Origin of the sequence: Larkinella rosea (genome assembly GCF_003858635.1) — a bacterium.
GTDB lineage: Bacteria > Bacteroidota > Bacteroidia > Cytophagales > Spirosomataceae > Larkinella > Larkinella rosea.
On the sequence record NZ_RQJO01000009.1, the window covers coordinates 424,048 to 441,412 of the forward strand.

General features: G+C 51.2%; 15 protein-coding genes. 11 read left to right on the top strand and 4 right to left on the bottom strand.

Annotated elements, in window-relative coordinates; genetic code table 11:
• Positions 1-33: 33 nt before the first annotated feature.
• From EHT25_RS17705 to EHT25_RS17715, 3 genes are all read right to left on the bottom strand, one after another.
• Entirely contained in the window at positions 34-969 is a 936-nt protein-coding gene (locus EHT25_RS17705) for an esterase-like activity of phytase family protein (RefSeq protein WP_124876468.1), read from the bottom strand.
• A 60-nt stretch (positions 970-1,029) separates the two neighbouring features.
• Positions 1,030-1,821, bottom strand: coding sequence for a hypothetical protein (locus EHT25_RS17710; protein ID WP_124876469.1), 792 nt, complete (start codon positions 1,819-1,821; stop codon positions 1,030-1,032).
• Between the two features lie 77 nt (positions 1,822-1,898).
• Positions 1,899-3,179, bottom strand: a complete 1,281-nt coding sequence (locus tag EHT25_RS17715) for an NAD(P)/FAD-dependent oxidoreductase (RefSeq protein WP_124876470.1) — start codon at positions 3,177-3,179, stop codon at positions 1,899-1,901.
• Positions 3,180-3,260: 81 nt separating this feature from the next.
• Between EHT25_RS17715 and EHT25_RS17720 the strand changes: the two genes are divergently transcribed.
• The 10 genes from EHT25_RS17720 to EHT25_RS17765 all read left to right on the top strand — a co-directional run bounded on the left by EHT25_RS17720 (position 3,261) and on the right by EHT25_RS17765 (position 14,046).
• On the top strand, positions 3,261-3,836 hold the full coding sequence (locus EHT25_RS17720; protein WP_124876471.1) for an anthranilate synthase component II: 576 nt from the start codon (positions 3,261-3,263) through the stop codon (positions 3,834-3,836).
• Between the two features lie 52 nt (positions 3,837-3,888).
• Positions 3,889-4,686, top strand: coding sequence for an alpha/beta fold hydrolase (locus tag EHT25_RS17725; protein ID WP_124876472.1), 798 nt, complete (start codon positions 3,889-3,891; stop codon positions 4,684-4,686).
• 144 nt (positions 4,687-4,830) lie between these two features.
• A complete protein-coding gene (locus EHT25_RS17730) occupies positions 4,831-5,499 on the top strand; it encodes a CBS domain-containing protein (RefSeq protein WP_124876473.1) in 669 nt (222 codons plus the stop codon).
• A 92-nt stretch (positions 5,500-5,591) separates the two neighbouring features.
• Entirely contained in the window at positions 5,592-6,476 is an 885-nt protein-coding gene (locus EHT25_RS17735) for an NAD kinase (RefSeq protein WP_124876474.1), read from the top strand.
• Between the two features lie 199 nt (positions 6,477-6,675).
• Positions 6,676-7,665 carry a DUF6089 family protein gene (locus EHT25_RS17740; protein ID WP_185731404.1) on the top strand — a complete coding sequence of 330 codons (990 nt, stop codon included), beginning with the start codon at positions 6,676-6,678 and terminating at the stop codon, positions 7,663-7,665.
• Complete coding sequence (porG, locus tag EHT25_RS17745) at positions 7,647-8,408, top strand: type IX secretion system protein PorG (RefSeq protein ID WP_229311608.1); 762 nt, start codon at positions 7,647-7,649, stop codon at positions 8,406-8,408. Before EHT25_RS17740 ends, porG begins: the two co-directional genes overlap by 19 nt.
• Before the next feature lie 81 nt (positions 8,409-8,489).
• Positions 8,490-9,281, top strand: a complete 792-nt coding sequence (locus tag EHT25_RS17750) for a M23 family metallopeptidase (protein WP_124877089.1) — start codon at positions 8,490-8,492, stop codon at positions 9,279-9,281.
• Positions 9,282-9,491: 210 nt separating this feature from the next.
• The gene (locus tag EHT25_RS17755; protein ID WP_124876475.1) at positions 9,492-9,872 is read left to right on the top strand and encodes a hypothetical protein; all 381 of its coding nucleotides are present in this window, start codon (positions 9,492-9,494) and stop codon (positions 9,870-9,872) included.
• Between the two features lie 206 nt (positions 9,873-10,078).
• Positions 10,079-13,210: a sensor histidine kinase gene (locus EHT25_RS17760; RefSeq protein WP_124876476.1), complete on the top strand. Its 3,132-nt coding sequence runs from the start codon at positions 10,079-10,081 to the stop codon at positions 13,208-13,210.
• Between the two features lie 32 nt (positions 13,211-13,242).
• Positions 13,243-14,046: a LytR/AlgR family response regulator transcription factor gene (locus tag EHT25_RS17765; protein WP_185731405.1), complete on the top strand. Its 804-nt coding sequence runs from the start codon at positions 13,243-13,245 to the stop codon at positions 14,044-14,046.
• 50 nt (positions 14,047-14,096) lie between these two features.
• Here the strand turns inward: EHT25_RS17765 and EHT25_RS17770 are convergent, their stop codons facing one another.
• Positions 14,097-14,714, bottom strand: a complete 618-nt coding sequence (locus tag EHT25_RS17770) for a hypothetical protein (RefSeq protein WP_124876478.1) — start codon at positions 14,712-14,714, stop codon at positions 14,097-14,099.
• 453 nt (positions 14,715-15,167) lie between these two features.
• Here EHT25_RS17770 and gyrB point away from each other — a divergent pair, with 453 nt between their 5' ends.
• Entirely contained in the window at positions 15,168-17,168 is a 2,001-nt protein-coding gene (gene gyrB, locus EHT25_RS17775) for a DNA topoisomerase (ATP-hydrolyzing) subunit B (RefSeq protein WP_124876479.1), read from the top strand.
• Positions 17,169-17,365 lie beyond the last annotated feature (197 nt).

Genomic DNA, 17,365 nt, shown 5'->3' on the forward strand with positions numbered 1-17,365 from the left:
AACTTTACCCGTGGCTATTACCGTTTGATCAATTCAGTTAATCTGTAATTCCAGCAGAATAATTTGCGTCCACTGGTTTTTGCTGGCATTGTCGTCGGTCATCACAACCAGTATTTTTTTGCCGTCGAGGTCTTCGCCCCAGGTCATGGCTTCGACATTATCGGGATGAAAACTGTTGCGTCCATTAAAATCGAAAGCCGGTTTTTCCTTTTGTTTAATCAGTTGGTGCGTAGCCTCGTCGATCCGGGCTTCGTATAGTTTTGCCGTAACGGTTTTGGTCGAGTTCTCATAACATCGTTCCAGAACCAGTAACCGGGTTTCGTCACCGGGAATGGCAATGATTTCCGAAATACCGCCCAATGCTTCACTCGGACAAACATTCCGGTCGATCTGATAACTGAACTCCGCGTCGAACACCACCGATCCGTTGACTTTCTTGTACCGGTAAAAATGAATCAGTGAATTGTCGACGCGGGCTTCTTCGAGGGATCCGGCTTCGGGAGCGACCCAAAGGTAATGGGTCGTTAAAGCCAGAGCCTCAACACCTTTGTTCTTTTTAACCGGCAGGGAATGGGGCAGTGGCAATCGCTCAAACGACTCACCGGTTTGGGGTATGGCGTGTTTCCGATAGCCAACAAACGATTCGTTGTTGTTTTCAACGGTAAAAAAATAGGTATCCGAAGCGGCATCGTAACGAACCGCTTCGAGATAGAGGCCGGTTTGGAAACTGGAATCCGGCCGACAAGCCCAATCGGTCAGTTGGTGGATGTTCCGAAACAGGAAATACTGCCCCCGATCGCCCGCCAGCTGCCATTCCTGCCGCTGCGGAATGTATTCCAGACCCGAAATAGTATGCAGATTTCGACTGTGCGGAAGCGTGAGGTAATCGTTAAAAGCGAAGGAGACGGTTTGGCTCTGGCCCGAAAGAAAGGAAAATAAGCAGAGAAATGCCGATAACAGTAATTTCATTCCGGTTAGCAATAGTCTCGTTCTGAGCGGTTTTTGGCAGTGCAAGATAAAGAATAAAGTTTATCTTTTCGGACGGGATTCCTGCTCCAGTTCCTGATAGACGGTTGCAAATGATTCGCCTTCCTGAACGGCACCCATCAGCTTTCCCAAACCGCTCCGCCCAACGATCGACAGCCAGCGCGAAACCTCCTGACCGGCGGTCATATACGCCAGCATCACCCGGTTGGCATCACCCGAAAAAAAATCGGGCAGGGATTCCAGTTCGTCCAGTTTCAGGACCATCTGCTCCCCATGCGACTGTTCGAGCCAGTGATCGTGAAATTCGTCGTAGCGACGCAGGCTGTCGGTTGTGGTTGTAAACCGCTGGTCGATCATGAGTGCCAGACCTTCGTTAAACCATTGTGGAATCTGCCGCTGGGTTTTCAGCCAGCCCAGACGGGTAAACAATTCGTCGTGGCACAGTTCGTGTGCCAGTACGTCGGGATTGCGGCCGTATGGATTGACGATGACCCAGGAATCACCCCAGGGAGTGCCCAGGCTGCATCCGGCGCCCTCGCCGTCCTGGCAATATTGTTCATATTGTTCGGGTTTCTGGCAAAAAATGATGGTCGCCCGGCTTTGGGGGACACTTTTCCAAAGATTTTGCAGCCGCTTCCGCGCTTCGTGGATTTCGAAAAGTAAGTAAACCCGCTGGTGTTTCGGCGTATCTTTATCCACCCAAACCGCTTCGGCAATTTGTTGAAAATCAGAGGTATAATGAATGAGCTGGCAGCGAAAAATCTGCGGAAAAGCGGCAAAATAAGCCAGCGGCAGAATCAGCAGAAAAACCAGGAAACGGACTAACCAACGCATTAAAATGAGGTTTACGGTATTCGGTTTACGGTTTTCGGCGGCCCAACGAAAACCGTAAACCAAATACCACAAAATTGTTAAGCAACGGCTTCATTCGCTCGAATCAACTCAGCTACTTTTCGACCGGTTTGCATGGCGGCATTGAGTGATGGATAGGCCGTCTGGTCACCGCATTGGTAGAGATTTGCGGAACGCTGTAGCGGGGCGTGTGAAGTTCCCGGGTAATAAATCGGCAGCGATTCGGGAATGTGGTACGTTTTCAGCCAGCGCCACTGGTCAACTTCAGGCCCAAACCAGCCCGCTAATTCTTTCTGAATCCGTTCGGCCAGCGCTTTTTCGTTGACCACTTCCAGCCCCTGCGTACTGACCGAAATGAGCGATTGGCCGTTGGGGGCGTAGGAGGGAGCTACCTCGTTCAGGATCGCAACGTTATGGACGGCCGATTGCCGGTTCGCATTCAGCAGCAGCAGTTTCTCGGGGCGATTCTGTATCCGTTTAGGCGATTGACCGGCCGTAAAATAGGTATTCGTGGTCGCGTTAAATAACCGCTTCGGGGTTTCGATGCCCAGCAGGCGATTGGCCGCTGCGGCATCAACGGCCAGTACGATGTGATCGGCCGAAACGGTTTCACCGGTTTTGAGAATGAGCGTCGAACCCTGAATTTTCTCCACTGGCGAATTCAGCCGGATTTGAGCCGGATCAAGTCGCCCGGCCAGTTGTCGGGGAATAGCTTCCATGCCGGCTGCCGGAACCGCTGCGTCACCGGCGTAGAAATTCCGGAAACAGAACTGGAAAAAATTACTCGAGGTAGCCAGCGCATCCTCCAGAAAAATACCGCCAAAAAAGGGGCGGAAAAACCGGTTGATGATTTGCTCCGAAAAACCGAACGCTTCCAGAAACGATTCGGTATCCGTGGCTTCCTGATTGAAAAAATCGTCGGTCTGCAGGCCGGAAACCTGCCGCATCAGTTCGACAATCCGCAGTTTATCACTGAACGTTCCTGCGTCGGACGACAGCGTCTGGAACAAGGCTGAAGGTTCGCGCAAGGGGTTGATGAACGAAAGCCAGGCGCCTGTACTTCGGGCGGTCTGGACGTGAATCAGGGCGCCGGGTCGAAATGATTGCAGGTTCAGGGCGTCGTAGTTCAACAATCGGCGCGCTTCAGGATAGGCCGTGAGCAGGATTTGAAAACCGCGGTCGAGCCGAAACCCGTCGATAACGTCCGTACGGATGCGGCCGCCGACTCCATCGGAAGCTTCCAGAATAGTAGCATCAATACCCGCTTGGCGGAGGTAAACGGCGCAGGTCAGGCCGGCCATGCCTGCACCTACAATGACAACGGATGGATTGGACTGCATCGGAATTTCGGTTCTAATTTTTACAAAAATACAGGTTACCGGTTAGGATGATTACTTTTGCATTTTTAGTTTACGTTTCCGATGAATTTACTTGTTCTGGACAATATCGATTCGTTCACCTACATGCTCGTTGATTATTTGAAGCAGGCAGGGGCAACTTGTCGGGTGGTCCGGAATACGGCATCAATGGACGAGATTACGGCGGAATCGTACGACGGCATCGTCCTGTCGCCCGGACCGGGAACACCCCGGCAGGCCGGTTGTCTGTTAAAGGTCATCGATCGGTATTATCAGCAACTGCCGATTCTGGGTGTTTGTTTAGGTCATCAGGCGCTGGGTGAGTACTTTGGAGCCCGATTGGTGCAGGCCATCAAACCGATGCACGGCAAGTTATCGGTGGTTCGGAAAAGAGCCGACAGCGATTTATTGAGAAACCTTCCCAACGAATTTACGGTTACCCGGTATCACTCGTTGGTACTGGTTGACCTGCCCGCCGGTCTAAGCGCGCTGGCAGATACGGTTGAGGGTGAAAATATGGCTTTTCGGCATCGCAAATGGCCCCTTTGGGGAATCCAGTTTCACCCCGAAGCCGCATTGACCCAATACGGATTAGAAATATTAAGAAATTGGATTACCTTTGTGAAAACAAGTAAATAGTGACCATTTCGTTGTACTTTTCTAATTTTTTTACGACAAAACAAAGACCGCTATGAACTATCGTGTTCGGAAAGAAGGGAACTTCCGTTACATTGATGAAGGACAAGGCGAAGTATTGCTTTTACTTCATGGATTATTCGGCGCATTGAGCAACTGGGAAGGTGTGATCAATACCTTTGGCGGCCGGTATCGGGTCGTCATTCCCATGATGCCCATTTATGAAATGCCGATTCGGGAAGCCGGGTTGGAAGGATTGGTTAAATTTATTGAAGAGTTTTTGGCTTATAAAGACCTGGACAACCTGACGCTGCTGGGCAACTCGCTGGGCGGTCACGTTGGCTTGTTGTATACGCTGAAACACCCCGATAGGGTGAAGCGGCTGGTACTGACGGGTAGCTCCGGTTTATTTGAAAACTCGATGGGCGGTTCGTACCCGAAACGGGGCAGCTACGATTACATTGCCGAGCGGGTTGCATACACCTTCTACGATCCGAAAGTTGCTACCAAAGAACTGATCGACGAGGTATTTGACATTACGAACAGCATTCCGAAATGCCTGCGAATTGTCGCCATCGCCAAGTCGGCGCAACGGAACAACGTGGCGAAGGACATCCAGAACATCACCATCCCGACTTTGTTGATCTGGGGCCTGAACGATACAATTACCCCACCGGAAGTTGCCCACGAATTCAATCGGCTGATTCCAAACTCGGAATTGCACTTTGTTGATAAATGTTGTCATGCTCCAATGATGGAACACCCGGACCGGTTTAACACCTTGTTGACCGAGTGGTTGGAAAAACAGCCGCTGAGTGCCACCAGTCGGCAGAGTGACCTGAGTATTGCCTGAGGTGATTAAGAAATTTCCGAAAAGATTTTGAAACTCTAACGGAAATTTCTTAGTTTTCAGCTATACTGCTCTGTCCGCTTGACACCGTGCTCCCGCTGATGTGATTGGACAAAAACAGCAAACCGATTGTAAACAACCGACACCATGCTGGCCGCCGAACTAATAGACCCGATGATACCGGCCCTGAAGCCGACGGATACCGTTGGGCAGGCCCTCGACTGGATGCAGGAACACCGCGTCGGGCAATTGGCGATCGTTGATCAGGGGCAATACAAAGGGTTGGTCAATGAAGACCTGCTGCTGGATGTTCCCGACGATACGCAGCAGCTGAGTGACGTCATGCGGCTTTTCGAACACCTGTACGTTAACGAAACGCAGCATCTTTACGAACTTCTGAGCCTGATTACCGAACACCGTCTTCAGGTGCTTGCGGTAGTGAATGAGGATCTGGAGTTTATGGGGACGGTTTCTGTTACCGAATTGCTGAAACAATTTGCGCAATTACTGGGTATTCAGGAAGCCGGAGCGATTCTGATTCTTTCCATTAACGAACGGGATTATTCGATGGCCGAAATCAGCCGCCTGGTTGAATCAAACAATGTTCGGATCATCAGTAGTTATTTCGCCGGAGCGGCTTACGGCATGCCCGACAAATCCCGGTTGACGCTCAAACTCAACCGCAAAGACATTACGTCGGTAGTTGCCACGCTCGAACGGTTTGGCTACACCATTGAAGCGGCTTTTGCCAATACACCCATCGAAACCATCGATCAGGGCCGGCTCGATATGTTACTCCGGTACCTCGATTCCTGATTCAGGACGCAATCCGTCGGCCGTTCTTAGCAGAATATTGGACTTTTCTCTCATCTTTGCAAATCTGACTGACGAACCGACTGACGTTTCTTATGAAGATTGCTATTCATGGACGCAATTTTGTTGATTTGGCTACACCGTTCATCCAATCGATGTTCGATGAACTGGCCCGGCGGCAAATCGAAGTGCAACTATCTGAAATCTACCGTTCGTTTCTCGATTCTGCGGGTATTGCCCATCATTCTACCTCCACCTACACCTCGTATCTCGACATTTTTGATGCCAACTTCGCGTTCAGTCTCGGGGGCGATGGAACCCTGCTGGAAGTATTGACGCATGCCGGTCCCCGTGGTATTCCCATTGTTGGAATCAACATCGGTCGACTTGGTTTTCTGACGACAATTTCACCCGAAAACCCGGAGTCCATACCGAGGTTGCTTCAGGCGCTGTCGATCGGTGATTTTCGGCTCGACGAACGGACGCTGGTAAACCTCCAGTCCGATGAAGACCTGTTCGACGGCGTTCCGTTCGGCCTGAACGACGTAACGATTACCAAAACCGAGACCTCGTCGATGATCACCGTGCATACGTACCTCAATGGCGAATTTCTAAACTCGTATTGGGCCGACGGATTGATTATTTCTACCGCCACCGGCTCAACCGGTTATTCACTGAGTTGCGGAGGGCCTTTGCTGTTGCCGCACGACCGCAATTTTATCGTTACACCGATTAGCCCGCACAACCTGAACGTCCGACCGATGGTGGTGCCGGATTCGGCGCAGTTGTCGTTTGAAGTAGAAAGCCGCAGCAATACCTTTCTGGTTTCGGTCGATTCCCGGTTTCGCACCGTTACCATCGGCACCCGTCTGAGCGTCCGGAAAGAGAATTTTGTTGCCAAACTTGTTAAAATGAGCGACGATAGTTTTTTAAATACGCTTCGCAACAAGCTCAGCTGGGGCTGGGATATTCGAAATTAGCGGATAAATAAGTTGCGAAAAAAGGGCTTCCCTATACGATAGGTACGGATTTTGCGCATTATCCACAACAGTTTTATCGCCCGACCCAATAAAATACCAAAACCGGGCGTTTCAGAGGAGAAGCTTGACGAATGCGGTCAGGTTTCAACCCGATGAATCAGAGGCTCCGGGTTTCCGGTGCGGTAGTAAGCAAAGAAACATGAAGAATAACCTACTGATTACCAGTTTGATGGCGGTTGCTGGTTTGGCATTGCAACCGGCCGATGGACAAGCCCAGAGCCGACGAACTCCTTTTGTACCTTATTCTGAGGTGGGTTTGGGACTGGGAACATCCAGCTATTACGGCGAACTTGCCGGTTACCGTAAACCCATTAAATCGACATTTTTGATGATGCGCTGGAGTGCGGCAGCGATGTACACCCGGCATTTTACACCCCGTCTGGCCGCTCGGGCTTCGTTTACCTGGGCGCGGATTGCGGGGGATGATTATACGTATAACCGCAAAGATCTGAATTCAGGCATCGTTCAATACGTCCGAAACCTGCATTTTCGTAATGATTTGAAAGAATTTGCGCTGAGCGGTATTTACCAGTTTGTACCGGATGGACGTAACCCGAATTACCGCGCCAAACTGACTCCGTACATCACTGTTGGAATTGCGGCCGTAGCCCACAGTCCGGAAGCACGCACGCCGGTTGGGTTTGGAACGTCGCCCGAAGATACCCAGCAGCGTTGGGTGAAACTACAGTCGCTGGGCACGGAAGGGCAGGGGCAGAACGGCGTTAAACCGTATTCCCTGATGACGTTGGCCATTCCGGTCGGTTTCGGAGTTCGCTACCGGCTAAATGACCGGTTTGGGTTCGCGGGTGAGATTTCATACCGCTTTACATCAACGGATTACCTGGACGATGTGGGTGGAGCTTATCCGGACCCGACTATTTTGAAGGATGACCTGGCCCGGGCCATGTCCGATCGTCGTCTGGAACCAACGGCGGCCCGCAAAGGGGGAGACCGCGTGGCGGATCTGCAAAAATACTTCAACACGAGCGATCCGCTATCAACAATCACCAGTGATCCCAACTTCACCACGCGGGGAGCCGACGGGGTGTTCAACGATGGCTACATGACCATCAATTTTCAGGTACATTACGTTCTGACGCCACGAATTAAATGCCCGCCGATCAGATAAATTACCAGTTGTCAGCTTGCTCCGGTCAGCGGTTTTTCCAGCCAAACCGTCAATCTCTTATCCGGTTTTCTGCGGTTTTGGGATTGATCGCAGGTTTGTCTATTCTGGGTTGTCCGGCAGTTCAGGCCCAGTCGACCTGGGAAGTGGGTGGTGGTTTAGGCGGCATGGTTTACAAGGGAGATCTGGCGCCGAGCATTGTGCCCGGAAACCTCCGTCCGGCGGGTAATCTGCTGGTGCGCTACAACGTCAGTCAGCCCTTTACTGTGCGGATTAATGCCGGTTTAGGGCAGATTGCGGGCCGGGACACCCGGTTTAACGATCCGTTTCAACAGGCCCGTAATCTGGCTTTCAAAACCTCCATTCGGGAGGTAAATGCGCTGCTGGAGTATAATTTCCTGAATTATTCCAGCCTTCGCCGGGTGAAGAACTGGACACCCTATGTGTTTGGTGGACTGGGTTTGTTTACGTTTAAAACCAATCCTCAAAATCCGGGATACCAGCGGAAATCAGTCTTTCATTTTCCGCTCGGGGTTGGGATCAAATACGAATTTAAACGGCCCTGGAGTTTGGGGCTGGAATACGGTACCCGGTTTTCCGGTAGCGATTATCTGGATAATTTCGGACCGAACACCTTCGGCGGAACCAACAAGCTGCAGAATGGAAACCCGGATTCCAAAGATACGTATACCTATATTGGCGTCCTGCTGACCTACCGGTTTTACCGGATTGTATGCCCTGAGTGACCATTTTTCGGGAGTTTTCCGTATTTTCGGCCGCAGGATTGAATACAGCTCGTCAACGTGAAATCAGGATATTGGAAAGTTATGCGGTGGGTCGGCATCCTAAGTGCTTTATGGATTGGATTGTCAAATTCGGCTTCGTCGCAAACCGTTACCTGGACCGGCACCGGCATTCCCCGCATCGACTCGATGTGCCAGCAGTTCCAGCAATTGTATACCCGGATTCGGGAAGAAAGCGTTTTGCCGGATTCGGCCCGGAAACAATTTAGCGACATCATGTTTGGGTTGCGGGGTAAATTCCAAACCGCCGAACCCTTCCGGCTCGACAGTGCCCGCCGTGACAGCCTGCTGCGCTCGGCCTACTTCTCATTTCCACTGCGTAATTACACCCCGGATGCCATTGGCGGCACGCACGGCGAAGGCTACCGCGCCAAAGGCTTCGATTTGTTTGACTACAACGTCCGGGGAAGTCATCCCGCCCAGGATATTTTCATTACCGACCGAAATCAGGACTGCATCGATGATCATACCGACCGCCCCGCCGATGTGCTGGCGATGACCAGCGGCATCGTATTAGCCATCGAAACCGCCTGGACTCCGGGGCAGGAGTACCGGGGCGGCAACTGGATTTGGGTGTATGATCCCATTCTCGATGGGTTGTGGTATTACGCCCATAACAACGCCATTTTAGTTCGGCCGGGCGATTGGGTGCAATCCGGTCAGAAAATCAGTGAAGTTGGACGGACCGGTTACAATGCCTATCCCGCCCGGTCGCCAACGCATCTGCACCTCATGTACCTGCAACTCCAACCCGACGGACTTCCCCTGCCCCAAAATCCATATGAGTGGCTCCTGACCGCCCGAAACTTGAACTAGAATGATGAATAAGGGAACGCAATAATTCATAATCCATCATCTTTTCCTGCCCGCCCCGTCCCGTTTACCGTTAAATAATACATCGTTTCTCTCCCCATTTTCATCGGCTGTAGGTAGTCATTCGTCCGGCGCGAAAGCCGGAATCCGTTGTTGTGCGGTGCTGTGATTAATTTTGAATCAACAATCACAAACAACAACATACTTACGCTCATGAAAAAAATAGTTTTAGTGCTTGTAACCTTTCTTGCCGTTGTTAGCTGTAAAAATAACAACGAAGTGAAGCCTGAAGATTTGGGTAATTATTTGATCTACACCAGTTTAACAGCATCGAAGTTTGATAAGGTCGAGGTGAAGCTGGATGGCAAAACCGTCGGGGTGCTGACAAAACCGTTCGTGCCGTCAACGATCATCAGTGTGCCGCCCTGTGGTTCCGAAACCGAAGGAATCGTGCTCAACCTCAGCCGACCCCTTGGAAGTTATTCGCTCGATGCGGTTGCGACGCTGAACGGAAAGCAGGTCACCAAGTGGTCGAGTTCACTCCGGTTTGAAACGGGCAGCTGCAAAAGAACCCGGTTGACGTCCGATCTGTAAGCGCCACTGAATTGGGTAATAGCCACACCACATGATCCGAGAAAGCCGTACCTCACCGTACGGCTTTCTTGTTACGGGGACCGGAAAGATAGGAACCAGGGGGGAAATTAGAGCTCCCCAAAAGCCCTTTTCGTCGGTTCAGTTTCCCGGCCATTGTGATACCGCGGCATCCTTCGTACATTAACTGTTATCATTTTTGCTCCAGAATGTCTAGCCAATTCTTCCCGTCACGAAACCGCTGCCTCAACCGGGTCCTGCTCGGATTGATCAGTTGCTGCTGGACTGTCGTGGGGGCGGCACAGCAATTCTCCGACCGGACGTTTGGGGTCTACGACGGTTTGTCCTACGTCTACGTGTCGGGCTTGTACCAGGATCGGGTGGGCCGAATCTGGATCGGAACCTATTTTGGGCTGAACTTTTTCAACGGCGTTGCGCCGATTATCAACCAGCGGCAAATTCCGGCCTTACCGGACGGGGGTGATAATCTGACTGATTCGCCCGACGGGACGGTTTGGGCCTGTGCGGGCAACCGGCTGTTTCGGATGAATGATATTACCAATACAAGCCTGAAAATCAAAGAGTTTTCGGTTAATTACGGACGCAATAAACCGGAACAGCAAGTGGTGTTTATGACCGCCGACCACCAAAACCGACTCTGGTTTGCGGCCCGAATGGAAGACGAAACCGTGGGGCAGCGGCTGTATTGCTGGGAGAAGGACCGGATGACGGATGTAACGAAGCGGTTTTTTGCCAATCCTGAACAGCGGTTTCGCGGCATTCTGACCGATTGGCCGAATCGCCGGATGTTGCTGCTGACGGCCGAGGGGCAGTTGTGGGAAATGAAAAACGATCGTCTGACCTTGATTGTCGACAAACTTCCGCTGAACCAGTTACTGGCCGATCCGGCAGGGCGTTTTTATGCCCGGGCAGGTTCGGTGGTTTACCGAATTGAAGGACAGGTCGTTAGCAAACTTTATGAGATCCCCGTACCGGTTTCGGAGTTGAAACTGTGCGCAATGGGATTGAACGGTGAGCTGGCTTTTCAGAAAACCGGGAACGATCGGGAAATCTGTTGGTACGATGGTAAAAACGTGATCAATTCGCACGTCCGTTCATCGCAGGCCAACCGGCTGCTGTTTGACCGGCGCGGTGATCTCTGGGTCGGGACCGCACATCACGGACTGATCAATATCAAAATGAGCGGCTGGCAATATTTCAATCAGTCGGAAGGCTGGCTTGAAGAAACCAACAGTATTGTCGAGGATCGGAAAGGTATTATCTGGTTTGGTTCGTGGGGAAAAGGGCTGAGCCGACTCACTGAAAAAGGGATTGTTCCCGACCAAAGCTTTCGCAACGTAATGCCCGCCGATCATTTCCAGCCCGCGAGCCGAATGGATGCCAACGGAAACCTGATTCTGGTTGCCGAACCACATAAGGGTGTTTTTCAGTATGATGGCGAAACGTTTCATCCGTTACCGGGTTCCGATACGATTACGCTGGCAATGGGTTTTTACGATGATGTTCAGCGGAACCGGTACCTGATTGTTTCGCCCCAGAACCTGTATATCTACAATCGCCGGACGCTGGCCCTCATGGACAGAATCCCGATACCGCCCGACCATTATGACAACATTGAAGCTGACAAATTCGGACGATTCTGGATAAGCGGTTTAACGAAATCCCTGTTGTGGGACGGTTCAAGTCGTCAATTCCGGCAACTCACCAAGGCGAATAGAGGCTTGCCGACCCGGACACTGGCTGAAATCCGGCGTGACAAACGCGGAAATTTGTGGCTGACATCCGGAGAAGGACTCTGGTTTTACGACTACAAAAAATACCGGCAGATTGCTCCCGGTTTTATTCAGCGAACCATCACGTATGCCCGGCCTTTGGGCCGTTACCTGCTGGTGGGTACGCTCGAAGGGTTGTTCGTGTTTGATAGGGAACGGTTTTACGAAACCGGGGAAGAATGGCTGGCTTATTTTGACCAGGAAAACGGGTTTGGGGGAAGCCAGTGCATTTTCAACGGTATCCTGCTCGACTCGCGCAACCGGTTGTGGGTGGCAACCCGTGACCGCATGATGATGATCTCGGAAAAGCGGCTTTTTCAATTGTTAAAGCCGGTGCCAACCCGGATTCAGGCGTTTCGGGACATGCGCTCCGGGCGGGTGGTGAAACCGCTCATCGGCGAACTCTGGTTCAAATCCAGCGAAAATGACCTGGAAGTGCAGCTGCGGGTCAATAGTGAGCGGAATTTGCTGACGAATACCACCTACCAATACCGCCTGGAACGGCTTGACGGGAATCCGACGGCGACCGAGTGGTCGAAGCCCATTCGCGAAAACTCGTTTACGTTGCAAAACCTGACCGACGGTTCGTACCGTCTGACGATTCAGGTGCTGCGGGCCGAAGGACTCTGGAACACCCGGCCCATTGTTCAGGATTTTCGAATTGCCCCGCCCTGGTACGCAACCTGGTGGTTCCGAACGTTGGTAATTATCCTGATTGTGGGTGGATTGTTTTACGGGCGATTGCGGCAGGTGCGGGTGCTGGCAAAGCGTCGTCTGAAACAGCTCCAGTTACAGCGCCGGATGTCGCAGCTGGAAATTGAAGCCGCCAATCGGGAGAAACACGAAGCCGAAATCCGGCGTGAACTGGCCGAAGCGAGTCGAAAACGGGCGTTATTGGAAGTGAAAGCGATTACCAATCAGATCGATCCCCATTTTGTCGCTAACTTCCTGACGGCCATTCAGTCGATCACGTACGAAGCCGACCCGGATCGGGTAGTAGGCTATCTGGCCAAGTTTGGCTCTATTTTCCGGAACCAGCTGATGACCCGGAGCCGGGTTTTCTGGACGTTGCATGAAGAACTGGCGTTTGTCCAGAATTACCTGGACCTGGAACGCTTGCGGTTTGGCGACCGGATTACCTTTACAATTAGCGTGGAAGAAAACATTCCGGTCGATACCCAGCTCCCGAAGATGATCATTCAGGGCTACGTTTCCAATTCCATCAAACACGGTTTGGAGAACAAGCCGGAAGGCGGTTTTGTCGACGTATTCGTTTGTGAATCAGATGGCTGTCTGTTGATCAAGGTAGAGGATAACGGTGTTGGACTGGAAAAAGCGAGGTTGTACCGGCGCCGGAGCACGGGACGCGGGCTTAATATCATTCAGGCGGTTTTTGACCAGCTGAATCAATACAATGAATTGAAGAGTTCGCAGCAGGTGATCGATCTGACCAACCCGGAAACCGGTATTTCAGGTGTTCGACTGGAAGCGATTGTGCCTTTGCACCCGGTTTTACCGCCCGAAGAAGGCGCGGCCGATGCCGAATAATGTTTCTGAGTTTCGATACTATTTCATTTACTATGAACCCATTACTTGTACGGGCGGTCATTATCGACGACGAACTTCCGGTGCGCCGGACGTTGCGCAACATGCTCTCCTCGGTCGCTGAAGTGAGTGTGGTGGGCGAAGCCGGAAATGTGACAGAAGGACTCGACCTGATTGCGGAGCAAAAACCGGATCTGATTTTTCTGGATATAAAAATGCCCATTCGCAGCGGTTTTGAACTGCTGGATGAACTCACGCAGCAGCAACGTTTCTACGGCGTCATTTTCGTTTCCGGTTATCCCGATGATGCGCTGACGGCGGTTCAGAAAGCGGCCCCGCATTTGCACTCGGATTTTGTGGTCAAACCCATCGATCCGCTCCTGTTGAAGGAGAAAGTCCGGTTGTTTTACCACAAATGGAAGGCGGACAAAGAGCACGAGCTGGAGGTAACGACCCAGTTGGAAAAAGCCTTCAGCCATAATCCGGACCTGGGCGCTCCGACTGGCCCCCGGTTTTTGACCTTCCAGAACTCGGTTGTGCTGCACCGGATCGAGGTGGCCGACATTATGTATTGTGAATCGGCTAACAAGCAGATCAACGTGTATTGCTCCAAACAGGAACACCTGAATGTGCCCAATCTGACGCTCGATACGCTTGAAAAACTCCTGCCGCCGGATCATTTTATCCGCATCGGCAAAAGCCACATTCTAAACCGGGAAGCCATTAGTTACCTCGAAAAAGGTGCCCGTCCAAAGTGTCGGCTCGTCCTCGGAAACCGCGTCCGCGAACTGCTCATCTACGCCAGCAACGTCTGGAAAGTGGAGGAGAGTTATCTTTGATTGACGATTGACCATTGACGATGGTCAATCGTCAATGGTCATTTCCCCTTTCACTGCCCCAAAAACATCTTACTCGTCACCTCCTGATCGATGGTGATGTAGCCGGGATAGTCAACTTTTTTGTTGCCCAGCGCCAGGGTCGGTTTGATTTTGATCGTCAGTTTCGATGATTTGGAGTTGTTCGATCCGCTCATGTTCCGAACCAGATCCGTGAACGCATCCCGCGTTTTATCGTCCGTCATCAGTTTATACGCATTGGCATTCAGCTTGACCGGAACGCGTGAGGCTCCCCCCGGAGCCACTTCGATGCGCTGGTTGACAAAACCGTTGAACAACTCCTGTTCGGCCAGTAAAATCTTGTATTCCAGCTGGTCGATGGCGGCCGTTTTATTGGTGGGGTTTGTGATGTCGATGTTGAGCCGGGCACTGATGGGAATGCTTTTCGTCATGAAACCCGTTGCCAGTTGCGGATATTTCATGGGATTCAGATCTTCCAGATTTTTCAATTTCCGGACGTCGATCCCGGACAGATAGACGCTGTCGGCCGACGTGATGTGGAATTTACAGTCACCGAGGGCCTTTGCCTGTGTGATCTGACGATTGACGCTGCATTGGCTGAAGATCAGTGTGAAAGCGAAAATGGCTACAAAGAACAATAATTTTCTCATGGAATTGGTATTCTTTAGGGATGTTGACCTTAGATAGACGAAAACCGGGTTGGTTTAGTTTAGAAATTGTTTAGACTGGAAAAAAGAAGCTTCCTAACCGCATCGCTGCCGGGTCCCGAACCGCGCTAACCGGTGCCGTTTAGCTTCTGATAAACGGCAACAAAAAGAATCTGAGTGAGTTATACAATCGGGCTGTAAAGGTAAGCGGGTTGGCTGGTTCAAATGGAATTTCCAGGTGATAAATTGGGTAAAAATGCCGGTTATTGTTCATTTTCGCTGTTTTTAGTAAACGCAAAATTTTGCTGTCCATTGTTTTGTAGGTATATTTATACGTTAAGCTGAATCGGGTTAGGAAATGACCCGGAAAATTTGTATTTTTACTATCTGAAAACGCCTATTTAACCGCATTTCTTATAACAATTCCGTAAATCGGAACTATACTGATTGCATTCTATGACAAACGAATTGATTGAAGCCGACATCGCACCAGAAGAACGCTCGAAAGGTAATTACGACGCCGACAATATTCAGGTATTGGAAGGTCTCGAAGCCGTTCGGAAAAGACCGGCCATGTACATCGGCGATGTGGGCATCAAAGGATTACACCATCTCATCTGGGAAGTCGTCGATAACTCGATTGACGAAGCGCTGGCCGGTTATTGTGATACGATTCAGGTCATCATAAATGAAGATAATTCCATAACGGTTAAGGATAATGGCCGGGGCATTCCGACCGGGATGCATGCAAAATTAGGGAAGTCTGCCCTTGAAGTGGTCATGACCGTGCTGCATGCCGGAGGTAAATTTGACAAAGATACCTACAAAGTATCCGGCGGTTTGCACGGTGTGGGGGTGTCCTGTGTGAATGCACTCTCGACGATGCTGCACGTTGAAGTACACCGGGAAGGGAAAGTTTTTGAGCAGGAATACCACATTGGAGCGCCGGTTTACCCGGTGCGTGAAATCGGTACGGCCGAAGATACCGGAACAACGGTGCGCTTCAAACCCGATGATACCATTTTTACCGAAACCGTTTACAAATACGATACCGTAGCCGGTCGTTTACGCGAGTTGGCGTTTTTGAACAAAGGAATCCGCATTACGCTGACCGACCTCCGCGACATCAACGAGCAAGGTGAACCACTGCAATCGGAATTTTATTCACAGGGTGGTTTGACCGAATTTGTCAAATACGTCGATGAAAACCGCCCTTCGCTGGAAGGGATGGAACCGATTTACATGGAGCGGGAAACCGGTTCGACGCCGGTACAGGTGGCGATGGTGTACAACCTCGAAGCAGGTGAAAACATTTCGTCATACGTCAATAACATCAACACCATTGAAGGCGGAACGCACGTTCAGGGTTTCCGAACCGCGCTGACGCGGATTCTGAAGAATTACGCCGAACGCAACGCGCATTTGCTGGGGAAAAACTCGGGCAAAGTGACCTTCGACGGCAGCGATTTCCGGAAGGGCCTCACCGCCGTTATTTCAGTAAAAGTGGCTGAACCTCAGTTTGAAGGACAGACCAAAACGAAGCTGGGAAACAGTGACGTAGTGGGAGCGGTAAGCTCGACGGTCGCCGAAATGCTCGAAATGTGGCTGGAAGAACACCCGAAAGAAGCCGCGTCGATTGTCCGGAAAGTGTTGATTTCGGCCCAGGCCCGGATTGCCGCCGATCTGGCCTACAAACGCATCATGACCGACCGCAAGGACTTCATGAGCGGCATGGGCTTACCGGGTAAGCTGGCTGATTGTTCGGATACCAACCCCGAAAATTGCGAAATCTACCTGGTTGAGGGTGACTCGGCGGGTGGTTCGGCCAAGCAGGGTCGGAATCGGGCTTTCCAGGCCATTCTGCCGTTGCGGGGTAAAATTCTGAACGTGGAGAAAGCGCTCGAACACAAAATTTACGAAAACGAAGAAATCAAGAACATCATCACAGCGCTCGGGATTCGCTACGAACGCGTCAACGGGGAAACCGTGATGAATCTGGAGAAATTGCGCTACCACCGCGTCATCATCATGACCGATGCCGACGTCGATGGCAGCCACATCCGGACGCTGATTCTGACTTTGTTTTTCCGGCACATGCGGTCGCTGATCGAGAACGGTTTTCTCTACATCGCCCAGCCGCCGTTCTATCTCGTGAAGAAAGGGAAAGAAGAACGGTATTGCTGGACGGAACAGCAACGCGAAGCTGCCGTTCGCGAGCTGGCCGGATCGGGTCGGGAAGAAAACGTGAACGTGCAGCGCTACAAAGGTCTGGGGGAAATGAACCCCGAGCAGTTGTGGAGCACGACGATGGACCCCTCTAAACGAAGCCTGAAACGCGTGACGATCGAGTCGGCCGCCGAATCGGACCATGTCTTTTCGACCCTCATGGGCGATGAGGTGGCCCCGCGCCGGGAGTTCATTGAACGAAACGCCAAGTACGCAAAAGTTGATGTGTAAGACAAAGCGGGCGAATAGCCCGCTTTTTTTTTAGTGTCTTTTTGTATATACTACTAATCTGGTACAAAATCTGATTGTAAAAATCGGTAAACGGGGCCAATAACTAAAAAGCCCGTACGAAGTTGTTAGAAAGTACGTTACTTATTGACAAGTAGTCCACCCTACCTATGAACGGCAAAAATTCTTCACAAAAAGAT